General features: G+C 38.6%; 16 protein-coding genes. 10 read left to right on the top strand and 6 right to left on the bottom strand.

Features of this window, described 5'->3' with window-relative positions; translation table 11 throughout:
- Nucleotides 1–5: 5 nt before the first annotated feature.
- The 5 genes from ACFQZ9_RS12190 to ACFQZ9_RS12170 form a co-directional block, all read right to left on the bottom strand.
- Nucleotides 6–542, bottom strand: coding sequence for a competence protein ComK (locus ACFQZ9_RS12190; RefSeq protein WP_498943992.1), 537 nt, complete (start codon nucleotides 540–542; stop codon nucleotides 6–8).
- 303 nt (nucleotides 543–845) lie between these two features.
- Nucleotides 846–1,055, bottom strand: coding sequence for a helix-turn-helix domain-containing protein (locus ACFQZ9_RS12185; RefSeq protein ID WP_498943991.1), 210 nt, complete (start codon nucleotides 1,053–1,055; stop codon nucleotides 846–848).
- Nucleotides 1,056–1,376: 321 nt separating this feature from the next.
- Nucleotides 1,377–1,628, bottom strand: coding sequence for a helix-turn-helix domain-containing protein (locus ACFQZ9_RS12180; RefSeq protein ID WP_498943990.1), 252 nt, complete (start codon nucleotides 1,626–1,628; stop codon nucleotides 1,377–1,379).
- A gap of 503 nt (nucleotides 1,629–2,131) precedes the next feature.
- Entirely contained in the window at nucleotides 2,132–2,752 is a 621-nt protein-coding gene (locus tag ACFQZ9_RS12175; protein ID WP_498944267.1) for a DUF3885 domain-containing protein, read from the bottom strand.
- Nucleotides 2,753–3,248: 496 nt separating this feature from the next.
- Entirely contained in the window at nucleotides 3,249–3,635 is a 387-nt protein-coding gene (locus tag ACFQZ9_RS12170; RefSeq protein ID WP_498944266.1) for a hypothetical protein, read from the bottom strand.
- Between the two features lie 757 nt (nucleotides 3,636–4,392).
- Here ACFQZ9_RS12170 and ACFQZ9_RS12165 point away from each other — a divergent pair.
- The 10 genes from ACFQZ9_RS12165 (at nucleotide 4,393) to ACFQZ9_RS12120 (ending at nucleotide 18,350) form a co-directional block, all read left to right on the top strand.
- Nucleotides 4,393–5,241 (top strand): MurR/RpiR family transcriptional regulator, encoded by an 849-nt coding sequence (locus ACFQZ9_RS12165; RefSeq protein WP_498943989.1) that lies wholly within the window; start codon nucleotides 4,393–4,395, stop codon nucleotides 5,239–5,241.
- Nucleotides 5,242–5,281: 40 nt separating this feature from the next.
- Complete coding sequence (locus ACFQZ9_RS12160; protein WP_498943988.1) at nucleotides 5,282–6,427, top strand: cyclically-permuted mutarotase family protein; 1,146 nt, start codon at nucleotides 5,282–5,284, stop codon at nucleotides 6,425–6,427.
- Nucleotides 6,428–6,590: 163 nt separating this feature from the next.
- On the top strand, nucleotides 6,591–9,071 hold the full coding sequence (locus ACFQZ9_RS12155) for an exo-alpha-sialidase (RefSeq protein WP_498943987.1): 2,481 nt from the start codon (nucleotides 6,591–6,593) through the stop codon (nucleotides 9,069–9,071).
- Between the two features lie 455 nt (nucleotides 9,072–9,526).
- Nucleotides 9,527–11,257 carry a sigma-54 interaction domain-containing protein gene (locus ACFQZ9_RS12150; RefSeq protein WP_498943986.1) on the top strand — a complete coding sequence of 577 codons (1,731 nt, stop codon included), beginning with the start codon at nucleotides 9,527–9,529 and terminating at the stop codon, nucleotides 11,255–11,257.
- Between the two features lie 255 nt (nucleotides 11,258–11,512).
- On the top strand, nucleotides 11,513–12,328 hold the full coding sequence (locus ACFQZ9_RS12145) for a substrate-binding periplasmic protein (protein WP_498943985.1): 816 nt from the start codon (nucleotides 11,513–11,515) through the stop codon (nucleotides 12,326–12,328).
- 3 nt (nucleotides 12,329–12,331) lie between these two features.
- Nucleotides 12,332–13,000 (top strand): amino acid ABC transporter permease, encoded by a 669-nt coding sequence (locus tag ACFQZ9_RS12140; protein WP_498943984.1) that lies wholly within the window; start codon nucleotides 12,332–12,334, stop codon nucleotides 12,998–13,000.
- A gap of 46 nt (nucleotides 13,001–13,046) precedes the next feature.
- Complete coding sequence (locus ACFQZ9_RS12135; RefSeq protein WP_498944265.1) at nucleotides 13,047–13,805, top strand: amino acid ABC transporter ATP-binding protein; 759 nt, start codon at nucleotides 13,047–13,049, stop codon at nucleotides 13,803–13,805.
- A gap of 42 nt (nucleotides 13,806–13,847) precedes the next feature.
- On the top strand, nucleotides 13,848–15,011 hold the full coding sequence (locus ACFQZ9_RS12130) for a saccharopine dehydrogenase family protein (RefSeq protein WP_498943983.1): 1,164 nt from the start codon (nucleotides 13,848–13,850) through the stop codon (nucleotides 15,009–15,011).
- Between the two features lie 153 nt (nucleotides 15,012–15,164).
- Nucleotides 15,165–16,784: an amidohydrolase gene (locus ACFQZ9_RS12125; RefSeq protein WP_498944264.1), complete on the top strand. Its 1,620-nt coding sequence runs from the start codon at nucleotides 15,165–15,167 to the stop codon at nucleotides 16,782–16,784.
- 108 nt (nucleotides 16,785–16,892) lie between these two features.
- Nucleotides 16,893–18,350, top strand: a complete 1,458-nt coding sequence (locus ACFQZ9_RS12120) for an aldehyde dehydrogenase family protein (protein WP_498944263.1) — start codon at nucleotides 16,893–16,895, stop codon at nucleotides 18,348–18,350.
- A 1,260-nt stretch (nucleotides 18,351–19,610) separates the two neighbouring features.
- Here the strand turns inward: ACFQZ9_RS12120 and ACFQZ9_RS12115 are convergent.
- Nucleotides 19,611–20,948: a DUF5050 domain-containing protein gene (locus ACFQZ9_RS12115; protein WP_498943982.1), complete on the bottom strand. Its 1,338-nt coding sequence runs from the start codon at nucleotides 20,946–20,948 to the stop codon at nucleotides 19,611–19,613.
- Nucleotides 20,949–21,365: the final 417 nt, after the last annotated feature.

Below are 21,365 nucleotides of genomic sequence, written 5' to 3'. Positions count from 1 at the left end.
AATTTTTAGTTGCTCCGCTTTTCTTGTTTTTTCTGACCAAGCTCCATGCGCTTCTTCTTCGGCTCTAGAACAAAGCAAAGAGGATCTCTTGCAATCCCACACGTAATCCTTCTAAACTGTTCCGCCGTCTGCAGCTTTGTGTTAAATGCGGTCAGCCTGCAGGGAACAATCAGAATATGTCCATTCTTAAATTCAAATTTTGTCTTGTTGTAATAGCTGCTTGTCCGGAGGATTTGGTCCGGGTTCAACCAGATGGAGTCCTCATTTTTGATTGATTTTGTTGGGAACACGACGATTCTTTGAATCGGATTCACCATGATGGGAGACATATAGGAATCCCCCATGATCCATTTAGAGGTTTTCATTGCGCCTTTTAAAGTAAATCCAATGCATCGGATGCTATCATCGAGAATTTGGATAGGGGACTTGTCGACAAGGATGATTCCATCTGATTGGGTTACCTTTGAACAGAGCCACGCGTTCCGATCGACATGGCCTTCCATGTACATAAACGATGGCTGAATGATATGAAATTTTTCCATAAACGTTCCACAACTCCTTCATTTATTTAAAGAAAGCATTACAAACAAAGAGTGAGAGCTGTTCTATTTAAGCGGTTACAAAAAGTAAGGGATTAAATTTTGGCAAATGGTTTCATTGCCTGAGGATTGAACACTAACATTTTGGGGTTGAATGACGGGCGCTGAGGCTGAATGTTAAAGAATTTCTGGAATATCCAATTCTCTTAAACGATTTGATTTGTTCCCATTCGCCAAGATAGAGGGGCGGCAATGAATAGTTGCACGGTTAATAGAAAAGCCGCCCGTTGAAGATTAGGTATTTATTTATTCCAGGTCAATGATTTCACGAATATCATTGATGCCAAAGACATCAGCAATTCGCAAAATATGGGGTATATGAATATTTTGCACTTTTTGACTCATTAATTTACTTAAAGTAGAACGAGGAATATCCGTTCTTCTGGACAATTCTCTTATGGATATATTGTATTTCTGTACTATGTTGTGCAATTTGACTGTCACTGTCTTTTCCATCTCTGTGCCTCCATTTCTTGTAATGCCTCTAGGTCAAAAGTAACACATGGAAATTATCCGAGTGGAATGCGTTCATTCCCCATTTGTATGTTTTCATGCAGTTGTTCAGGATTTTGTCAAATTTTGCGGTAAACCTTCGACAATGTTCTTGTCCAGCTGAATAGACAAAGCCAGTTATAGGAAGGGGTGTTGCCGAATTTAATCAAACGATTGATTGATAAATACATTTGTCGAAATCAATCAAAGATTGTAATTATATGTTGTTGTTAACCGCAACCAGTTTACGTATTTAGGAAAAGCTGCAATGGGGAGTTATCCCTTTTATTCCTCTTCCTTAAACATACGATTGAAGTTAATGGAATCAGCAATTATTTTTACAAATTGATCAGGTTCTAATCCGAACCCTTTAGCAAGCTTAAAGGTAACATAGAGCGACGGTTCTTTTTCATTCCTTTCGAGTTCGCCTGTGTAGGTTCGGTTTAGTTTACTTTCTTCTGCAAGTTTTTCTTGTGTATATCCTAACTCTTTCCTTAACCTTTTGATCACTTCTCCAATGTGCATGGCTTTATCCAAGGGAATTTCTCCTTTTTAAAACCATTACATATTTAGAAGGGCTCTTGCTCTACCGTCTATAGACGGCAATTTTGAATAAGGGAGAAATTCTTTATTTCTGCCCATACTTCCGACAACTTTCTTGGCTCTTTCCATTAAGAAACCTATATATTAGATGGGATTACTCAATTTCTAATCAAACGTTTGTGTAGAAAGCCAGTTTGTAGAAATTGGTATAATTTTGAGAGATAAAGTCATTTATTGAGAGTTTGGGAGATAAATCGAGAAGGACGGAACGAATTTATCGACAAAATATTTCCTCGGAAACTGGACAATGTTCATTTTTCAAAAGGCTTTGTGGCGGTTTTAATCAAACGATTGATTAAAAAAGAAAGCGCAAGAAGCTGTCGACTTTTCATGATTGCTGTCCGGATTCAATCGATTGGCAGTACCTTTTCTCAAATAATTCTTCAACATGATAAAAAGGGGAAACGCCAATAAATGGCATTCTCCTTATACAAAATTCAATTAAATACCTGATCAATTTCAGGTTTGTCATAATCCAATATCCAGTCATTGTATCTTTTATAAATATCTCTTATTGTATCGGGGGAAGCTGCCAACAAATCACAGCCCCTGTCATCGTAAACGTGAAAGATGGTTTTCCTGTTGATATTAATGAAGTAAACTCTATGGAAAATACTCGGTTTCAAACCCAGGTCTTGATTGCAAATTGCTTTTAATAATGGAACATATTTAAAATCGGATGTTTTGCATTTTAGAGTAAATCTATGAGTTTGATATATGCCTTCTTCATCATCTTCTGGAAAAATATAAGGCAATACTTGATGTTTCAATTTAAACAATAATGATTTTTTAACATAAGGAGAAAAGTTCTTTAGCTGATGTCTAAGGTTTTTCCCTTTATCAAAATCATTGACATCTATCACCACAAGAATATCTTCTGTTGGTGAATGTGTGGCCTCGAATAAAGAAATAGCCCTTTTATAACACACCAGTACATATGGGTTGTTTGGAAAATCATATTCCCTTTTCCACTCTACCCCAAGTTCAAAGCGTATCCCAATATCCCAGTTGTAAAACAAAGGCGGTCTAAGCTCTAAATGGGGGAATGTTTGGTGCATAAAATCATTTAACTGCATCTCAACACCTCATCGTTACAATTTGTATCGGTTAACTGAATTGAGTTTGGACTGATGTAGACTATCATACGTTTCTATCATTTCAAATACAAATGTTGTCAATAACCGGCAACGATAAAAAGTAAAATAATCAAAAAATAAGCGCTTGAAGGCTTCATCCTTCAAGCGCTTACTGGTTATAGATTTTTTACGTTGCCTGGATGAGATGGTTTATGTTTCGGTGACTAGCAATGGAAGGATGAACAGTTTTTAAGGATATCAACACTTTTTCATTGAATATCAACACTTTTAGACGGATAACAACACAAAATTGGATGATATCAACACTTTTTGGCAAGATATCAACACAAATTTGGGGTTTATCGGCAATTTTAAAATCCCCTTGCATCGAAATGTAAGGGGAGTGGGCTGCAGGGGGAGACCCCATAAGGAGTCTCCACTACCTATTGCTGATTTATTAAATTTCTAGAACTTTTAGTTACCCAAAAGTGTATTCTTCATTTCTGAAAACAGTAGATGGCAGATTGTGACCTGCAGAGTCTGCTAAAAAGGAATACACAAGGACATCCTCAAGATCATCTTTGCTTCCTCTAATGATGACATCAAGAAAATCTTCTACTTGGAATCGTGGGGTAAACAACACAATCTTAGTCGTTCTGTTTGGTTGTAAAGTAACAGAAGTACGAGAGATTTCGACTAATTCATTTTGAGTTGGAAAAAAAGTGTTTGGACTTCTTCTTACAATCACCGTTACATTATTAACAAGGTAGAGTGAATCATTGTTTAACATGATGTTGAGAGCGGTTGGAACAATCCCATTTTCAGAAACCGGAACTCGAAACACCCCAGTAGTTTTATGAGCCATATAATCACCTCCATATGTTTGATACTGCAAAATATGTCGAAAAATAGTTTTTGATTGGACAAATCTAGTATGGAAAATGACTAACTTTAGTGGGGTGAACCCCACTAAGGTTATTTTGCTATACTCAGCGAGTTGTTCTTGTGTAAAACCCGCCTCTTTCCTTACCTCTTTGATTACTGCTCCAATGTACATGGCTTTATTTTTATCCAAGAAAATTCTCCTTTTTAAAACCATTACATAGGTAGAAGAATAGTTATTACACCGTCTAGACGGGAATTTGAATAAGGGAGAAATTCTTTATTTATGTCAAACTTCCGACAACTTTCTTGCCTCATTCCATTAAGAAACCTATATATTAGATGGGTTTACTCAGTTTCTAATCAAACGTTTGTGTAGAAGCCCAGTTTGTCGATATTGGTGCAATTTTGAGAGATAAGGTTATTTATTGAGAGTTTGGGAGATAAATCGAGAAGAGCGGAACGAAAAGCAAGGAGAACCGTCCCTGTGGGATTTTTGATAGTTGATTGTCAATATTTAAAAAATATAGACAACTAATTGTCAATTGTGTTAATATTTCCCTAACATAATCGAACGAACATCATGTGAAAAAATGAAGAAGAGAGGTGACTTCTGCAAAAAAACGATTTAAAAAGGTTTTGAAAGCGTTCGCATAGAACCGTTCGCTCCGCTATGCTATTTTTAAAGAAAGGTCTTATAAAAACTGTGGGGCTGTTTTCAATTTTGGAGGTTAGAGACGATGACAACAAATTCGATGGATAAAATGAAGGGGATTAAGCCGTCCATTTTATTGGAGCAAAACAAGCATACCTTTACGAAAGCAGAAACTAAAATCTATGAATACATTCGAAATCATAGTCAACAGGTGATCTATTATTCTTTAACAGAGCTATCAGAGGCGAGCGGGGTAGCGGAAGCAACTGTTCTACGTTTTTTTCGAAAACTGGGGTTTAAAGGTTTTCAAGATTTTAAGTTTTTATTTGCACAAGAGACATTACACGCAGTACAAAAGGACAGCCATGAAACCATCATTAGAAAAATCAGAAATACGATGATCCAAGCGATAGATGAATCATCTGATATTGTCAGATTGGAAGATTTGCAAGCTGGAATCGATATGATCCATCAATCCGATGATGTCGTGATCTTTGGTATTGGTTCTTCAGGTATCGCCGGATTAGATATGCAAAATCGCTTAATGAGAATTGGAAAACATGCTAGTGTTGTCACGGACCCGCATTTTCAAATTATGCGGGCATCGTCTATGACAGAGAAAACGGTGGTCATTGCTATTAGTCTTACAGGCAGCACAAAAGACATTGTCGATGCGGTGGAAGTGGCCAAGCGAAATAACGCGACCGTGATTGCCTTAACAAGTTATGTGAAATCTCCGTTAACAAGGTTTGCTGATTTAGTCTTATTGTCGTCTGCGAAGGAGAGTCCATTAGATAGTGGATCCTTAGTGTCGAAAGTCGCTCAGATGTATCTCATTGACCTTCTCTGTACGGGAATTGCTATGCAAATATTTGAAAGTGCAAAATCGATGAACGTGAAGATATCTGAAAATTTATCAAGTAAGCTTTACTAGGATTTTTTGAAGGAAGAGTACAATACGAGGAGGAAATCGCTTGAAAAAATTTTTAATAGCAGGAATGACATCTATGCTGGTTCTGGGAAGTTATGTTGGAATCAAAGCAGATGCATCTGGTAGTGCAAAATCCGTAGATCGAATTACGTGGGAGTACGCAGGAGCACTAGAGGCACAAAAAGGATTTGATAAGAATATCGGTACAGCGGGAGTGTTAGCGGGATCGTATAAAAAGAATTTAATCGTTGGAGGCGGAGCGAATTTTCCTTATGAATCCGTCTTAAATGGAGGGGCAAAGAAATATTACTCCGATATCTATGTTTTAAAAAATGAAGATCATCAATTAACGATGGTCGAACATACAAATCTTAATCATGAGATTGGATATGGAACTTCGATCACTACAGATCAGGGAGTTTATTATATTGGAGGAAGTCCTGAAAAAGAATATGCAGATGATATTACGCTGCTAACTCTTGATTCACATAAAAAATTGAAAGTGAAAAAAGTAGGCGATCTGCCGTTTACGATTAGTGATGGTATCGCTGTTCAGAAAGATGGAAAATTGTATATTGGTCTTGGTAAGCAAAATGGAAAAGATAGTAATAAATTATATGAATATGATTTGAAAACTTCTAAAACGAGAGAATTAGCGTCCATCCCGGGGGAAAGTGCCAGGAATCAAAGTGTCGCTCAACTGTTAAACGGAAACCTCTATGTCTTTAGTGGTGGAGGATCCGTTGCTTATACGGACGGGTATAAATATGATATCGAAAAAAATACCTGGTCAAAGGTTTCTTCCGTCAAAGTGGATGGAAAAGAAATCTCTTTACTAGGAGCCAATTCCGTCAAATTAAATCAAGATGAAATGATGGTCATTGGAGGATTTAATAAAGAAATCTATGACAATGCCGTTAAAAATTTAAGCACCTTAACGGGAGAAGAATTAGCAGCTTTTAGAACAAAGTATTTCAATGCAGATCCTTATGAATTTCATTGGAATAAAGATGTTTTAATCTATAATGCAAAAAAGGATACGTGGAGATCGATCGGAAAGGTTCCTTTTGATGCACCTTGTGGGGAAGGCTTAGTGTTAATGAATAAAGATATTTTTTCTATCAATGGAGAAATAAAACCTGGGGTAAGAACGAATGCGATTTATTCAGGAACCTTACTCAACCATTAAATAGATTAAATGATTTTTAGAAATAGGGAGAAATCCCTTTATTGTCTCGTGAAACGAATATTTCATGCAGCTTATGAGGACAAGATCAGCTAAAATGCAGACTTTACAGCACAGAAAGAAGTAGGTTGTTTCATTTCAAAAATTTATAGAAATGGAGTTTTGTATGAATACTTTTTTAGTTAAACGTCTATTCAATTTTTTGCTAGCGTTTGTGCTTGTACTCTCTTTTAGTTCCATGATCCATGTGAGTAAAACAAAGGCAGAGGCCAATGCACTGCTTGATTACTCAGTAAATAAAACCTTTAACGGCACGAGTGACTACATAGATAAAACAGCGGATGTTCAAAAGATCTCAGGACTGACCGAAGGATCGATCGTTGCGAAGTTTAAAACGACAAGCGGTGCTGCTGCAAAAGCCATCATTAGTGGTACAGATACGAAAGACCCTTCGAGTAATATCACCTTAAGTGTAAATGGATCTGATTTATACTTTGAAAATCGGGAAAATGGAAGTTACGCTTCTAGCCTGAAAGCGGCTGGTTATTATAATGACGGGAACTGGCATACTGCCGTCCTTACGGTGGATGCTGCTGGAACCAAATTATATGTCGATGGAATTTTAATGGCCACCCATTCTTCAAAAGCATTTTTCTCGAATGTATCAGACATGGATGGCTTGTATATTGGCCGTAATGCCGATAATGGCGGCGGGCAGTGGTACTTTAATGGAGACATTGAGAACGTGAAGATCTTCAACCAAGCCTTAACTGCGGAAGACGTGAAAAAGATAAGCGGTGATACCATCTATCCTGTACCGGATGTACCTGCCGCTGTTCCTTTATTTGAACCAGGCATGGCGAATACTGCAGCATATCGGATTCCCTCTTTGCTTACCACCCAAAAGGGAACGATCATTGCTGCGGCTGATGTAAGAAAAATTGGTATAGGGGATAGCCCGAATAATATTGATACCGGCATCCGCAGAAGCACAGATAATGGTAAGACATGGAGTGATTTGGATGTCATTATTGATTATCCAGGTTCTGGATATGATGGTGCTTCTACCATTGATTCTTCCATGCTGCAAGATCAAGAGACCGGGACCATCTGGCTTTTGGTTGACCATTTCCCTGGCGGCATTGGGTTTGGAAGTGCCACACCAGGTAAAGGATTTGATGCCAACGGATATCGCCTTCTCTATGACAAGGCTGGAAATGAATTCACCCTAAGAGAAAACGGACAAGTGTTTGATCAAGCCGGGGTCAAAACAGATTACACGGTGGCTTCCAATGGTGATGTCGATCTAAACGGCGAAAAACGCGGAAACATCTATCTGAAAAAAGGTATTGACCCGCAAGAAAGCCTGCTTGAAGCAAGAACCGCCTTTTTGCAAATCATTAAAAGTGATGACGATGGCAAGACATGGTCAAAACCGATGGACTTGAACAGCCAGGTGAAGGAGTCCTGGATGAAATTCCTTGGTACAGGACCTGGAAGAGGGCTTCAATTAACTAAGGGCGAGCATAAGGGAAGATTAGTTTTTCCAGTTTACTATACAAATAAAAACGGGATGCAATCAAGTGCTGTCGTCTATAGTGACGATCACGGAAAGACGTGGAAACGCGGTGAATCTCCAAACGATGGCAGAGTATGGCAAGGCACAACGCTGCAATCTGAAACAACAGGTGTTTGGGGGGCACAATTAACCGAATCACAAGTGATTGAACTGGATAACGGAACGTTAAAATTGTATATGCGAAATACTTCAGGGACAGGAAGAGTGGCAGTTGCTGAAAGCTTGGATGGAGGAGAAACCTGGGGGGATGTAACCTTTGATCAAACCTTGTTAGATCCTTATTGTCAGTCAACGGTTATTAATTATCCTGATCTGGGAGATGGTAAAAACCGTGTCATCTGGGCGAATCCGGCAAGTACCTCCGGCAGGGTAAACGGGACGGTCCGTGTAAGTGAAGATGACGGAGTAACATGGAAATCTTCCATGCTGGTAAAACCGGGCGGCTATGCGTATTCTGCCTTAACCGTTCTACAGGATGGGAAAATTGGTCTGTTATATGAAGATAATGCAGGGTCGATTTTATTCACCTCCTTCTCGCTATATGATGTTACGAAAGAGGATTCCACCCCGCCTGTGATTGATCTTAAGGACTCTCTGACTGTAAACCAGACAGATGAAGCCAATATTCCAGTTACAGTGACGGATCCAATCAGCGGAGTGGCTGACGTTCAAATGACTTTGGATGGGAAAGAAGTCGAGAATCCGATTCATTTCGAGCCGCTATCCCTTAAGGCGGGCGATCATACGCTTCAAGTGAAAGCAGTGGATGTTGCTGGAAATGAAGCAGTGAAGACAAGTACGCTCCATGTATCCTTTGATATCGGTTATCTGGATGAATTCCTGGCTGTCGCTACGAATAAAGGCTGGGTGACAGATGAAGGAATTTTGAACAGTTTAACATCAAAAGTTCAGCACATTCAGTCTAAACAGGATGACAACGGTACCGTTCTGAATGGTCTGAAGGCTCTCGAGAACGAAGTGAAAGCACAAGAAGGCAAAAAGATCGATGAAGATGGTGCGAAATTACTTTTGGAGGATATCTCTTATCTTAAAGCCCATATAGAGTAGATTTCATCTTTGCGGCTGGAGGGTCAAAATACACGTGTCGTGTTAGCTAAATAAGAAGGAATGGTTAGATTCCGAAATCGTGATTGACCCAAAAGAATTGATAAGTAGGATTGCTAAATATTTTGATAGATAAGAAGTTTTTTAAAGCCGTAACCTATTGGCAGGTTACGGCTTTTTAATGAAGGGTGTTTTCAAAAATTCAAAATTTGGGGTCAGAACCCCCTGCTCGGCTAGTTCTATCGGCCAATTAAAGGTTCCCATTGGAAAACCGCCCCGCGCCGCAGCAAGCACAAAGGGCTATTTCCAAAAGGCAGGAAATTGCCGGTCCTTGTCGAATACTTGTAACCAACAACCTCTTCATTTCCCATTACTCCAACATAAGGTGACCATTGATATCTAAAGATTAACATTCGTGATATGAATAAATTTTTTATTGAATAAGGAGGGGACCGATCATGAAGGTAGATGAATATCTCATAAAGGATGTAGTTTGTATCACATGGCCTGCCACTGTTGAAATCATTTATTTAGAAGCGATAAAGAGTAATTATCACTGGTTTCTATTAACAAAAGGAGAAGAAATTATTGGATGTATAAAACGAAATACGCTATATGACCAATTAAAGGCTATCAATTTCGCAGAACTCAATTCAATATCGATAGAAAATTTATTGACAGATGTTTCAGTCGTAACGGATGAAGAAGCGAGCCAAATAAACTATGATGCCAATAAGGTTGTTGTTGTAATCGAGTCAAAGGGGAAGGTTAAGGGAGTAATTGATTGGGAATTTTGGAAAAGGATGCATCAAGTGGTTAATGAAGATGAATGGATTATCAAAGAAATGCAGACAGTTTTTGATGAGTTTTATCAAAGTATTTTTGTTACAGATGATAAAGGAAATGTTATACGGGTCAGCTCTTATGATGACCAGCAGCACTTGGGGAAAAATGTTTTTGATTTAGAGAGAGAAAGAGTCTTTTATCCATCCATCACGGCAAAAGTAATTAAGTCAGGCAAGCGGGAGAGCGGTTTACAATATACAAATACGGGTGAAATGTTTCAAATTGATTCCATTCCTATTAAGAATGAATTGGGAGAAATTGTACGTGTCGTGTCCATTACGAAACATTCTTCGGAAATTGAGAATTTAAAAAAGTTACAACAAGAGACCAAGACTTTATTTGATAGTTACCAAAGAGAGGTGGCGCGAATTAAGCAAGAGAAATACGAGGATAAACCCTTCATATACAAAAGTAAAGCGATGGAAGATGTGTTTGAGCTTATTAAGTCAGTATCCTCTGTAGATACTTCTGTTCTCATTTTAGGCGAAACGGGTGTAGGGAAACAAATGGTTGCCAATCAAATTCATTTATTATCTCATCGAAATGATAAGCCGTTTGTTACCATTAACTGTGGAGCGATACCGGAAAATCTATTAGAGTCTGAGCTGTTCGGTTATGAGGAGGGGGCTTTTTCTGGTACAAGAAAGGGAGGGAAATTAGGACTTTTTCAAATTGCTGATAAAGGGACTATATTTCTGGACGAGATTGGCGAGATGCCAGTATCTTTACAGGTGAAACTATTACGGGTTTTGCAAGAAAAAGTGATTTTAAAAGTTGGAGGAACAAAAGAGCATAAGATTGATGTTCGAATCATTTCAGCAACAAATAAAGATCTGAGTCAAATGATTAAAGATGGCTCCTTTCGTGAAGATCTATACTATCGAATCAATGTTGTTCCCATCAGAATTCCAGCCCTGAAAGAACGAAAGGATGATATAGAAGCACTTGTCTATCATTTCCTTGATAAATTTAATAAGAAGTATCAAAAAAATGTCGAGCCCTCATCCAGACAATTGGAACAAATATTAAACTATTCATGGCCCGGAAATGTAAGGGAGCTTGAAAATGCAATTGAAAGAATGATTGTCTTAGAGAAGTCTTTGTTCTTTGAAGATGAAAGAACAGACTCATTGTATCTTCATGAGGTTGAAAAGGAGGAAGGAAAACTTCCTCATTTAACGAAGTTCATGGAAACAGCCGAAAAGGGGCTTATTATGAAGGCAATGTCACGTTTTTCAACGACGAGGGAAATGGCGAATAGTCTGGGGGTCAATCAATCCACCATCGTTCGAAAGCTACAAAAGTATGGATTGCGGGATCATCTCCAACAGAATGATATTTAAAAGCAGGATAAAATAGGAAGTTAACTCCTTTTTATGCAAATACAAGGTAATGTTTGCCGATTAGATGCCGATACGCATCAATCTTGATGCATGATGTCATCAAGCACGTCTTGTTTTTACAGAAAATTCAATAATAACTTACTTTTCGCTCAATTACATTTTGGCACGATTATTGCACAATAGAATACTAAAGGGGATTTGCTTTTTAAATAAAATGAAAGCATTTTCAACACACGATAAGGGGGAAAAAGGAAAATGAAAAGAAACTTAGCAATAGTTATAGGATTGATTATGTTATTTGTTCTATCAGCGTGCGGGCAGTCCGCCACTAGCGGAAAAGAAGACAAAAAGGGGACGAATGAAAAAGTCATTCGTGTTGCTACAGACAGCGAAAGTGTTCCTTTTACTTATCTTAATACGAAAACTCACGAACTAGATGGCCTGCTTATTGATGTTATTAAGGAAATTGGAAAGAGAACGGATTATAAAATTGAACTGCAAAATATGGAATGGACAGCACTCATTCCATCCGTTCAAACAGGAAAAGCTGATGCAGTTGTAGCCGCTATGTATACTACAGAGGAAAGAAAAAAGATTATTGATTTTACGGAACCTGTATTTGGATATGGTGAAGGCTTGATTGTTCAAGAAGGAGATCATACCACTAAAACATTAGAGCAGTTAAAAGGAAAAACGGTTGGCGTACAGATGGGAACATCCTATAAGGATATGTTAGATAAGAAAGCCAGCAATCTAAAATTGAATATTAAATCATATAAAGCATCTGCAGATATGGTAAAAGATTTAGAGAATAAAAGAATAGATGCAATGTTATCGGATAAGCCGATTTTTCAATATATGAAAGTAATTAATCCTGGTTTGAAAATAAATATCGTAGATGATTATAAGCCAGAGCTGTTTGGAAATATTGGAATTGGAGTAAATAAGGATAATAAAGATTTATTGAACAAACTTAATGCTGCAATCAAAGATATGAAAGAGGATGGATCCTTAAAAGAGATCTATAAGAAATGGAAGCTCGACTACGATTATGAAAAAAATGGGGAATGATAAATGGACAAATTCATCGAAGGATTAAAAACTTTTTCTCCGCAGTTGTTACAAGGGACGTATATAACCATTGAATTAACTGTAATCTCGCTTATTCTTGGCCTTATTCTTGGATTGCTTGTTGCAATGGGGAGGCTGTCAAATAATAAGCTAATCAATAAAGCCTGTGGTGTCTATATCAGTATCTTAAGAGGAACACCTTTGCTGGTCCAATTAATGTATGTATATTTTGTATTTCCGGAATTAGGGATTCAAATGACTGCTTTTCAGGCGGCCATTGTGGCATTATCCATTAATGAAAGCGCCTACCTCGCTGAAACATTCCGGGCCGGAATTCTATCAATCCCAAAAGGGCAGATGGAGGCTGCAATGGCTGTTGGAATGGATTATTCGAAGGCTATGCGAAGAATTATTCTACCGCAGGCAATTAGAAATATGCTGCCGGCCATTGGGAATTCCGCGATTACCTTAACGAAAAATTCCTCCCTGGCTGCAGTGATCACTGTGTCCGAGCTCATGTACCAGGGGCAAATCCTGGTTGCGGCAACCTTTGAAAATATCCTTATTTTTACACTAGTTGCGATTATTTATTGGCTGTTACACTATCCGCTGGCATTATTAGTCAATTATCTAGAAAAGCGTGGTGATTATAGAAATGCTGCAAGCAGCTAATCTTGAGGCATCCTCTAATCATGAAGTGCCATCCACTAGGCCCAATATTTTGGAAGTCCAAAATGTAAAAAAGGAATTTGGCTCAAAAAAGGTTCTTAAGGGAATCGATTTGACGATTCATAAAGGCGAGGTTGTTGTAATCGTAGGGCCGAGCGGGAGCGGTAAAAGTACGTTGCTTCGGTCAATGAATGTACTTGAGGCACCTACGTCTGGAGATATTCTATTAGAAGGCCAGTCTATTTTATATAAAAATTCAGCAAAGAAAAGAAAGGAATATACTCCAAAAGAAATTAGTAAGTTTCGTGCAGAGATTGGTATGGTCTTTCAGTCTTTTAATCTTTTTCAGAATAAGAAGGTACTAGAAAATATTATTGAGGGCCCCGTACAGGTACGAAGGATTAAGAAAGAACAGGCAATTGAAGAAGCCAAGATCTTACTCGGCAAAATGGGGTTGTCTGATAAATGGGATCAATACGCACATTCTCTGTCCGGAGGGCAGCAGCAGCGTGTAGCAATCGCAAGAGCTCTCGCTATGAAGCCAAAACTATTATTGTTTGACGAACCAACATCTGCACTTGACCCTGAGCTGGTAGGGGAAGTGTTATCGGTTATGAAAGACCTGGCATTAGAAGGGTTAACCATGGTGGTGGTAACCCATGAAATGGGATTTGCACGTGAAGTGGGAGACCGGATTATCTTTATGGATGAAGGAAATATTCTTTACGAGGCCCCTTCAGACCAATTCTTTGGTAAACAAAATCGACATGAACGAATACAAAAGTTCTTAAATACGATCGATAAATAAAAAATGTTTTTATTACGAAAAAAGAATTAGGAGGAATTCAATATGAATAAAGTAGTCGTACTAGGTGCAACAGGGACAATCGGCCAGGTAATTGTGCGGGATTTAGTTGAAAGCGGTGTAGAGGTAATTGCTGCGGATTTAGATATTAAAAGATTAGAAGAGTTGAAGGCAAAAACGAATCATCAAATCGAAATTACCCCTTTGAATATTAAAGATCAAGAAAGAACGGAAGAAGTCCTTCTTCAAGGAAAGGTTTGTGTCAATGCTACAAACTATGTTTTTAATATTGAAGTTATGAAGGCAGCGGCTGCTGTGGGAATCAGCGTTCTTGATTTAGGCGGGTTATATAAACTGACCAATGAACAGTTAAAGCTGGATAAGGAAATGAAGGAAGCGAATATATTATCGATTGTGGGAATGGGGTCCGATCCAGGAGCATCCAATGTTTTCAGTCGTTATGGTGTAGAAATGCTGGATTCTGCCGAAGAGATCCATATTCGTTTCGGCTCTACCTCCTCAGGGGCTACCTTCGCTTTTGCGGTAGATACCATCATCGATGAAGCCATAAAAAATGCAGTGGCCGTTAAAGATGGAGTCCTTACTGAAATTCCACCTCTATCGGATGAGGAGCTGACAGTCTTCCATGAAGATATTGGGGTACAAAAAACCTACTCCATCATTCATTCGGAATTAGCAACCTTGCCAACTAGCTTTCCAGAAGTTAAGAACATCACGTATAAGGATTCCTGGGATCCGGCTACAATTGAAAAAATCAAAACATTGGACGCACTAGGCTTGTTAGAAACAGAACCAGTCGAAATTGCAGGGAATACTGTCCTTCCTAGACGTCAAACTGTGTCTTTATTACAAAATGTATTAGTAGCTAAAGAAAAACCACAGTGGGGGAAAGATGTATTGTTGGTTGAGGTTAGAGGGTGGAAAAACGGAAACAAGGCATCTGTTAAATTAGAAATGCTCACTGATTACCAGCCTGAGTGGGATGTGAGTGGTACCCAATATGGCACTGCCATTCCTGCTTCCATTGCAGCCCAAATGATTTTGAATGGAGAGGTAACAGAAAAGGGAGTTAAGCCTGCAGAACAATGTATTGACCCGAAAATATTTTTATCCTATCTAAAAGACAAGAATGTTGAAGTAAATATTACGTATAGTGAAACAAAAAAAGATATAGCTGTTTTTGCTTAAGAATATCTAAGATTGAGGAATCATGAACTCAGGTGTCAAATGAGTTTCTGATCCCTCGATCGTTTTATTTTTTATCGGAAAGGTTTAATTTTCTATTAAATTGAATCGTATAAGTAACGAATAGATCATAGAGGGATAGGGAAGGTGAAAAACATGCATGTAGGGGCTAAAGCAGATGTTATTCTTTCTAGCAATGCAGTATTTACGGCTGTTGATGACAGTCCAAGGAAGGCATCTATTGCAATTATAGGAAATAAAATTGCCTGTGTTGGCAGTGAACTTGAAATGGAGCCATTTATAGGCCCGAAGACTAAATTCTATCGTTTTGAGGACAATCTGATCATGCCGGGGTTCAATGACGTACATACACATGTGATTCTGGGCTGCCTCATGGAGGATACTGTCAATTTACTTGAAGCCGGATCAGCTAAGGAAGCGGCTTGCCTCATGAGGGATTTTGCCGAGAAAAGGCCAAATGATCAATGGATTTTGGGATTTAGCTGGTATCATACATATTGGGAGAATCAACAGGTACCTCACCGTTCAGAATTAGATGACGTAATCCCTGACCGTCCCGTTTTCCTTTTGCATGCTGCCGGTCATATTGGCTGGGCAAACAGTAAAGCGTTAGAGTTAGCAGGCATTAATCGAGATTCGGTTGATCCGGTTGATGGAGTGATTGAACGGGATGAACAAGGTGAACCAACAGGAATTCTGTATGAAAATGCCCTATCATTAGTGGCGAAAAAGGCATTTAATTTACAGGGTGAACAAAGAGAAAGAATATTTACCAGATTTCTTGGTAAGGCAGCTAAACTTGGAGTTACCTCCGTTACAGATATTTTTACTTTGACAGGTTATGAAATTAATGAATTAGATTTATATGAAGAGTTTCTTAAAAGCGGAAAATTAACCACCCGTATTTTCTTTTTAACTGGATTAGCGGACATTGAACGGGCAAAACGATTACGTGATACCTATCAATTTGATAAGCTCCAGTTCTCCGGACTAAAGGAATTTTTAGATGGGATTGTGACTGCTCACACAGCCCATCTTGTAGAGCCATACTCAAACCGTCACGAGACTTGCGGGCCTAAACCGCCTGATAGAATGAAAGATTTGGTGTTACGGGCAGATCAAGAAGGATTTCGAATTCGATTTCATGCCGTAGGTGATGGAGCCGTCCGTTATGCTTTAGATGTTTTTGAAGAGGCACAGCGAATCAATGGAAAAAGAGACTCTAGACATACTGTTGAACATATTGAAGTGATCCACCCAGATGACATACCGCGTTTTGCAGAATTACGTGTTCTTCCTTCCATGCAGCCGGAACATATGGGCCTTATTGAAAGAAATCATTATGTTTCCTGTATAGGTAAAGGGAGAGAACCTTATACGTTTCCAGTAAAGTCTTTAATGGAAACAGGGGCAACGCTTTTACTGGGGACGGATTACCCGATTGTTGAATTGAATCCGATGTTCGAACTATATCGAGCTGTCTCAAGAGTTTCCGGAGACGGAAAACCATGGAATGAAAGTGAAGCTATTTCCTTGGCCTCTGCTTTAAAAGCGTATACTGCAAATGCAGCCTATGGAGTGTTCAAAGAAAATGATTTAGGTACTCTAGAACAAGGAAAACTAGCCGATCTCATTGTCCTTGATCGAAATTTATTTAATGTTCCTGTAAGCGAGATCAAGGGTACAAAGGTAAAACTAACGATGATGGATGGAGAAATTGTTTTTGAAGATGTTCCATCTGGTCTTTTTGTATAGAAGCTTGAGAAAAAGTGAAAGTCAAAAAGTATAGGGAGGGCGATTTAATTGTTGATCTCAAAGGAAAGATTTGAATCTGTTCTAAGAGGAAAATCGGATGTTCAAAGAATGTATATTAACGGGGAATGGGTTACAAGTAAATCAAATTTAGTTCGGGAGATCGTAAACCCTGCAACTAACGATAGTATTGCAACCGTAACGGAGGGGACTATTGAGGAAGTTGAACTTGCTATTAAGGCTGCTAAAGAGGCTTTTTATAAAAATGGCTGGAAATTAACTTATGCCCGTACCAGAGCGAATCTTCTATTAAAGGTAGCTAGTAAACTAGAAGATCGAAAAGAAGAATTTGCCATGCTTGAGACATTGAATAATGGAAAGGTATATGCGGATGCATTAAACGATGTGGAGGATGCCATTAACCAGTTTCAATATTATGCGGGACTTGCCACAAAGCCGCATGGCCAAACATATGATGTACCGGATGAGATCCGGGCGATGGTTGTCCGTGAACCTGTTGGCGTGGTAGCACAGATTGTTCCTTGGAATTATCCTCTTGTTATGGCTTCACAGAAAATGTCAGCTGCATTGGCGGCCGGCTGCACAGTTGTCATTAAGCCAGCTTCGCAAACTCCTTTAACCCTGATTCGATTATTTGAAATTCTTGATGAAGTTGGTTTTCCAAAGGGAGTTGTAAATTTAGTTCTAGGATCGGGCTCTGTTGTTGGGAATACACTTGCCAATCACCCTGATGTTGATAAAATTTCATTTACTGGGGGCACATCTACAGGTATACAAATTATGAAAGACGCTGCAAATACGATTAAAAAGGTTGGTTTGGAGCTTGGGGGGAAATCACCGAATATTGTCTTTGCTGATGCGGACTTCGAGACAGCTGTGGATTATGCTTTGTTGGCTATCTTTGCCGGTCAAGGGCAAGTTTGTTCCGCTGGGTCACGCCTCCTTCTTGAAAAAAGTATTTATGAAAAGTTCGTTACCGAGCTTGTAGCCCGTGCAAAAAAGATTAAAATCGGTCCGGGCTGGGAAGAGGAGACAGAAATGGGTCCCCTTATTTCTAAAGAGCATTTGGAAAGCGTGCTTAGTTATGTAAAGATTGGATTGGATGAAGGTGCGGAACTCTTGTGTGGAGGGAAGCGGATTACAGATGGCGCACTTGCCCAAGGTAATTTTATGGAGCCGACTATTTTTTCAGCGACAACGCCCGATATGAGGATTGTTCAAGAGGAAATCTTTGGCCCTGTCCTTGCCATTCAAGTGTTTGAGACAGAGGAAGAGGCAATCGAACTTGCAAACGGGACTGATTTTGGGCTTGCTGCCGCCGTTTTTACAAATGATGGAGCTAAGGCACAGCGTGTTATTCGTGATCTGCAAGCCGGAATAACATGGATTAATACGTATCATCCTACATTCAATGAGGCACCTTGGAGTGGGTATAAACAAAGCGGTATTGGCGGAGATTTAGGAACGTATGGTTTTGAAGAGTACTTGCATACAAAGCAAATTAATATTGCATTAAATGTTCAACCCTCGGGTTGGTATAAAGGATAAAGTTAACGGCCATTTCCTATGAAGGAAATGGCCGTTTTAAGGAGTAGCGACAGATGCCATCCAGTAATTTTTTTAATTCTCGATTCCCGGGGTTAGACCAAAAAGAGGTGAACCCCTTTTGTTGGACCAAAAACCCAACATGGGGGTTTTTTATTCTAATAAGGCTGTTTTCTAAAAGATTGTGTTTTTATATAGGTAGCACGAGAAGTTGATGGAGGTGGAAGGTGCAAGACTCCTCGAAGATGCTACCACATTTTCTTCGGGCGTGGGCGGATTCAAGGATGTAATTCAATGTCCTGCGGGAGCAGCGGGACAGGTAAGACCCCACAGGCGCTCAGCGCCCGCCCCGCGGAAAGCGAGCAACCTAGAGTGGAAATCAACCACTCTACTTTTTAGTAAATAGCAGCCAAGTTTACGAAATCAGCCTTTGATAAAGACAAAAAAATTACTTTTAATAAAAAATTTCACCTGCTATAACACCCAAAATAATAAGAATGTCTAATGTTACAAGTATCTTCATCCATATTTTCATAGTGTGAGATCTCCATTCTTTAATGTCTTATAATGACCAGGGACCAAAAGACCAAGAGAACCGTCCCTGTGGAACCTTTTCTTTATCTTTTTCTTCCTTTCCTAAAACCCAAGTAAAAAACACCCAAACTATAGGATACAAACCCGAAAATAGTCATAATAACTTTCTTATGCGATTTCCATAGTAAGGCCATATTGTACATAAAAGTACCTTTGGTATGCAAATAATAAAGATAGACAATTAGTAGAGATAGGAAAATAAGAAAGATAACCTTAAGTAATTGAAAAAAGCTTACATTTTCTAGAAAAGCTGTTTTCTGTTTCTTTTTTTTGAGGAAGATTTTTTTATTGCTCTTGTTTCAGCCACAGAATTCTCCTCTCGATTTTTAGCTAAGAAAATATAATTAATACTAATTATATAAAAAATCTCTAACAATATTATAGTGTCAGAGCTTTTCAACATCTAAAACCTCTCTGGAAAGCTTGGAGTCAGAACCCCGCTCGGCTAAAGTTTAAAGTGGTAATGTAAAAGAATCCCCTGCCTCATTGAAGCGGGGGATTCTTATTGATTATTTGAGAGAGGAGAGCTTTTTTACTTTGTAACTTGTAATTTTGGGGTCAGACTCCCGCTCTGCCTAATTCTAAGGCACCAATCAAAGCGGCTCAAGAAAAAGAAACAGGGGATACCGTCCATTCAGGGGTGGCTTAGGTTTTTGGGAGGTGAAATCATTAATAAAGAGTTTGCTTTTGTGTCCCATCTGTTTTTATTCTATATACCATTTTCTCCGTTCTTGTGTAATAAATCCAATCATCGAAAATGTTTATATTCGTTACAAAATGCTCATTTAAGAAAGTATTACCTGTTCCATCTAGTTTCATCTTGTAAAGATCTCCGCCAGGGACATCCACTGTGGCATAGTATATCCAACCGTTCGACACGTTGAAGGTTGAAGAAGGGACATCACTCAATTTTATAAGATTTGACCCATCCAATGTCATCTTATAAATTCTATTTTCATCCGCTGGATTTCTAAAATACATCCAATACCCATCTATTTGAAAATAGTAGGCACTTGTTTCATTTAATTTTGCTCTTTCTGTTCCGTCAATTTTTACTCTGTATGGTTTTTGGCTGTCCGATACATTTTGGTAGTAAATCCAATTACCGATTAGGTTAATGGCGGAAGTTTGATCATCATTTAATTTTATTCTTCCTGTTCCATCTATGTTTAATTTGTATAATTTGGCACCGTCGGATTGATTTGCATAGTAAATCCAATTGCCTGCAACCGTTACATTCGTTGAACTATCATCCGTTAATTTTGTCCTTTCCGTCCCATCTGTTTTTATTTTGTATATCTTTCCATTATCCCTTCCATTTCGATAATAGACCCATCCATTTAAAACATTCATATAGGTTGGATCATCATTTGCTGATAACGGTGTATCCAATGTTAAATCTGTTTTGATTTTAGACAATGTTCCGTACAATGCTGTGCCTTGTCGTTTATTATAAAATAGCCAATCATTTTCTTTAGCCACTATACCGTTATTCAATATATTTCCTGTTGTATTCCCTAGCCCTCCCGTAGTTAATTCTTCTGTGAGAGCTAATAAATATTGATTCTCCTGGGTGAGGACATTCACTCTATTTTGCAATTCGTTATAATCAGAAGTGACATTAATTAACTGATTCGTTTCATCCCACACTACCTTAGCCCCCACCCTGCTGAACTCGGCAATTGGAACGTAAATAAACGGGTAGGTTGCACCTTCGGGTTTAAAATTAAGTACAGGATAGAGACCAGTATTAATATCTACACCATTCACAAGAATGGGTCTATCTGCTGTGTAGGCAGTAACAGGCTTGTATTGCAACTGCCTGACTTCCATGCCCTTTTTTGCTGTTAGATCGGGAATCAAAAGTGTTTGCCCAATATATATGATTGGGGTCGAAAGATAATTTGTATGGGTAATACTTTCCACAGATGTATTGAACTTCATGGCTATTGAATATAAGTTATCACCTGGTTGAACAACATAACTAAGATTAAGGTTTCTGTTCATGATCGCACCCTCCTTATGGCAGATTACATTATTTATCGTATTACTCTGTAAAAGAAAAAGTGCCTAATTGATTTTGCTTCCTTTTAGTTAGGGGTTATGGTCGGTTCAAGGATTGTGAAGAAGCCTAATTTGTAGGAACTTGAATGTTTTGAAGGCCAAAGGACATTTTTTGAGAGTTTGGGAGATAAATCGGGAAACTGAATTGAATTTTCGACAAAAAATTTCCGGGGAAACTGGACAATGATTGTTTTCTAAAAGGCTTTAGTTCAGTTTTAATCAAACGTTTGATTGAAAAAATATGTATCAGAATTTGTCGGTTTATACGGATTAGGAGCTGCATGATCAGATGAAGAAGAGCGAAACCAGAACTTGCCTCCGGGCAAGTTTTTTATTTTTTCTATGCTAAATATGGGGGAT

The organism is Neobacillus sp. GCM10027624, assembly GCF_042675345.1.
GTDB lineage: Bacteria > Bacillota > Bacilli > Bacillales > Cytobacillaceae > Neobacillus > Neobacillus cucumis_D.
The sequence above is the reverse complement of the archived record's forward strand: the minus strand, read 5'-3'. Positions and strand labels throughout refer to the sequence as shown.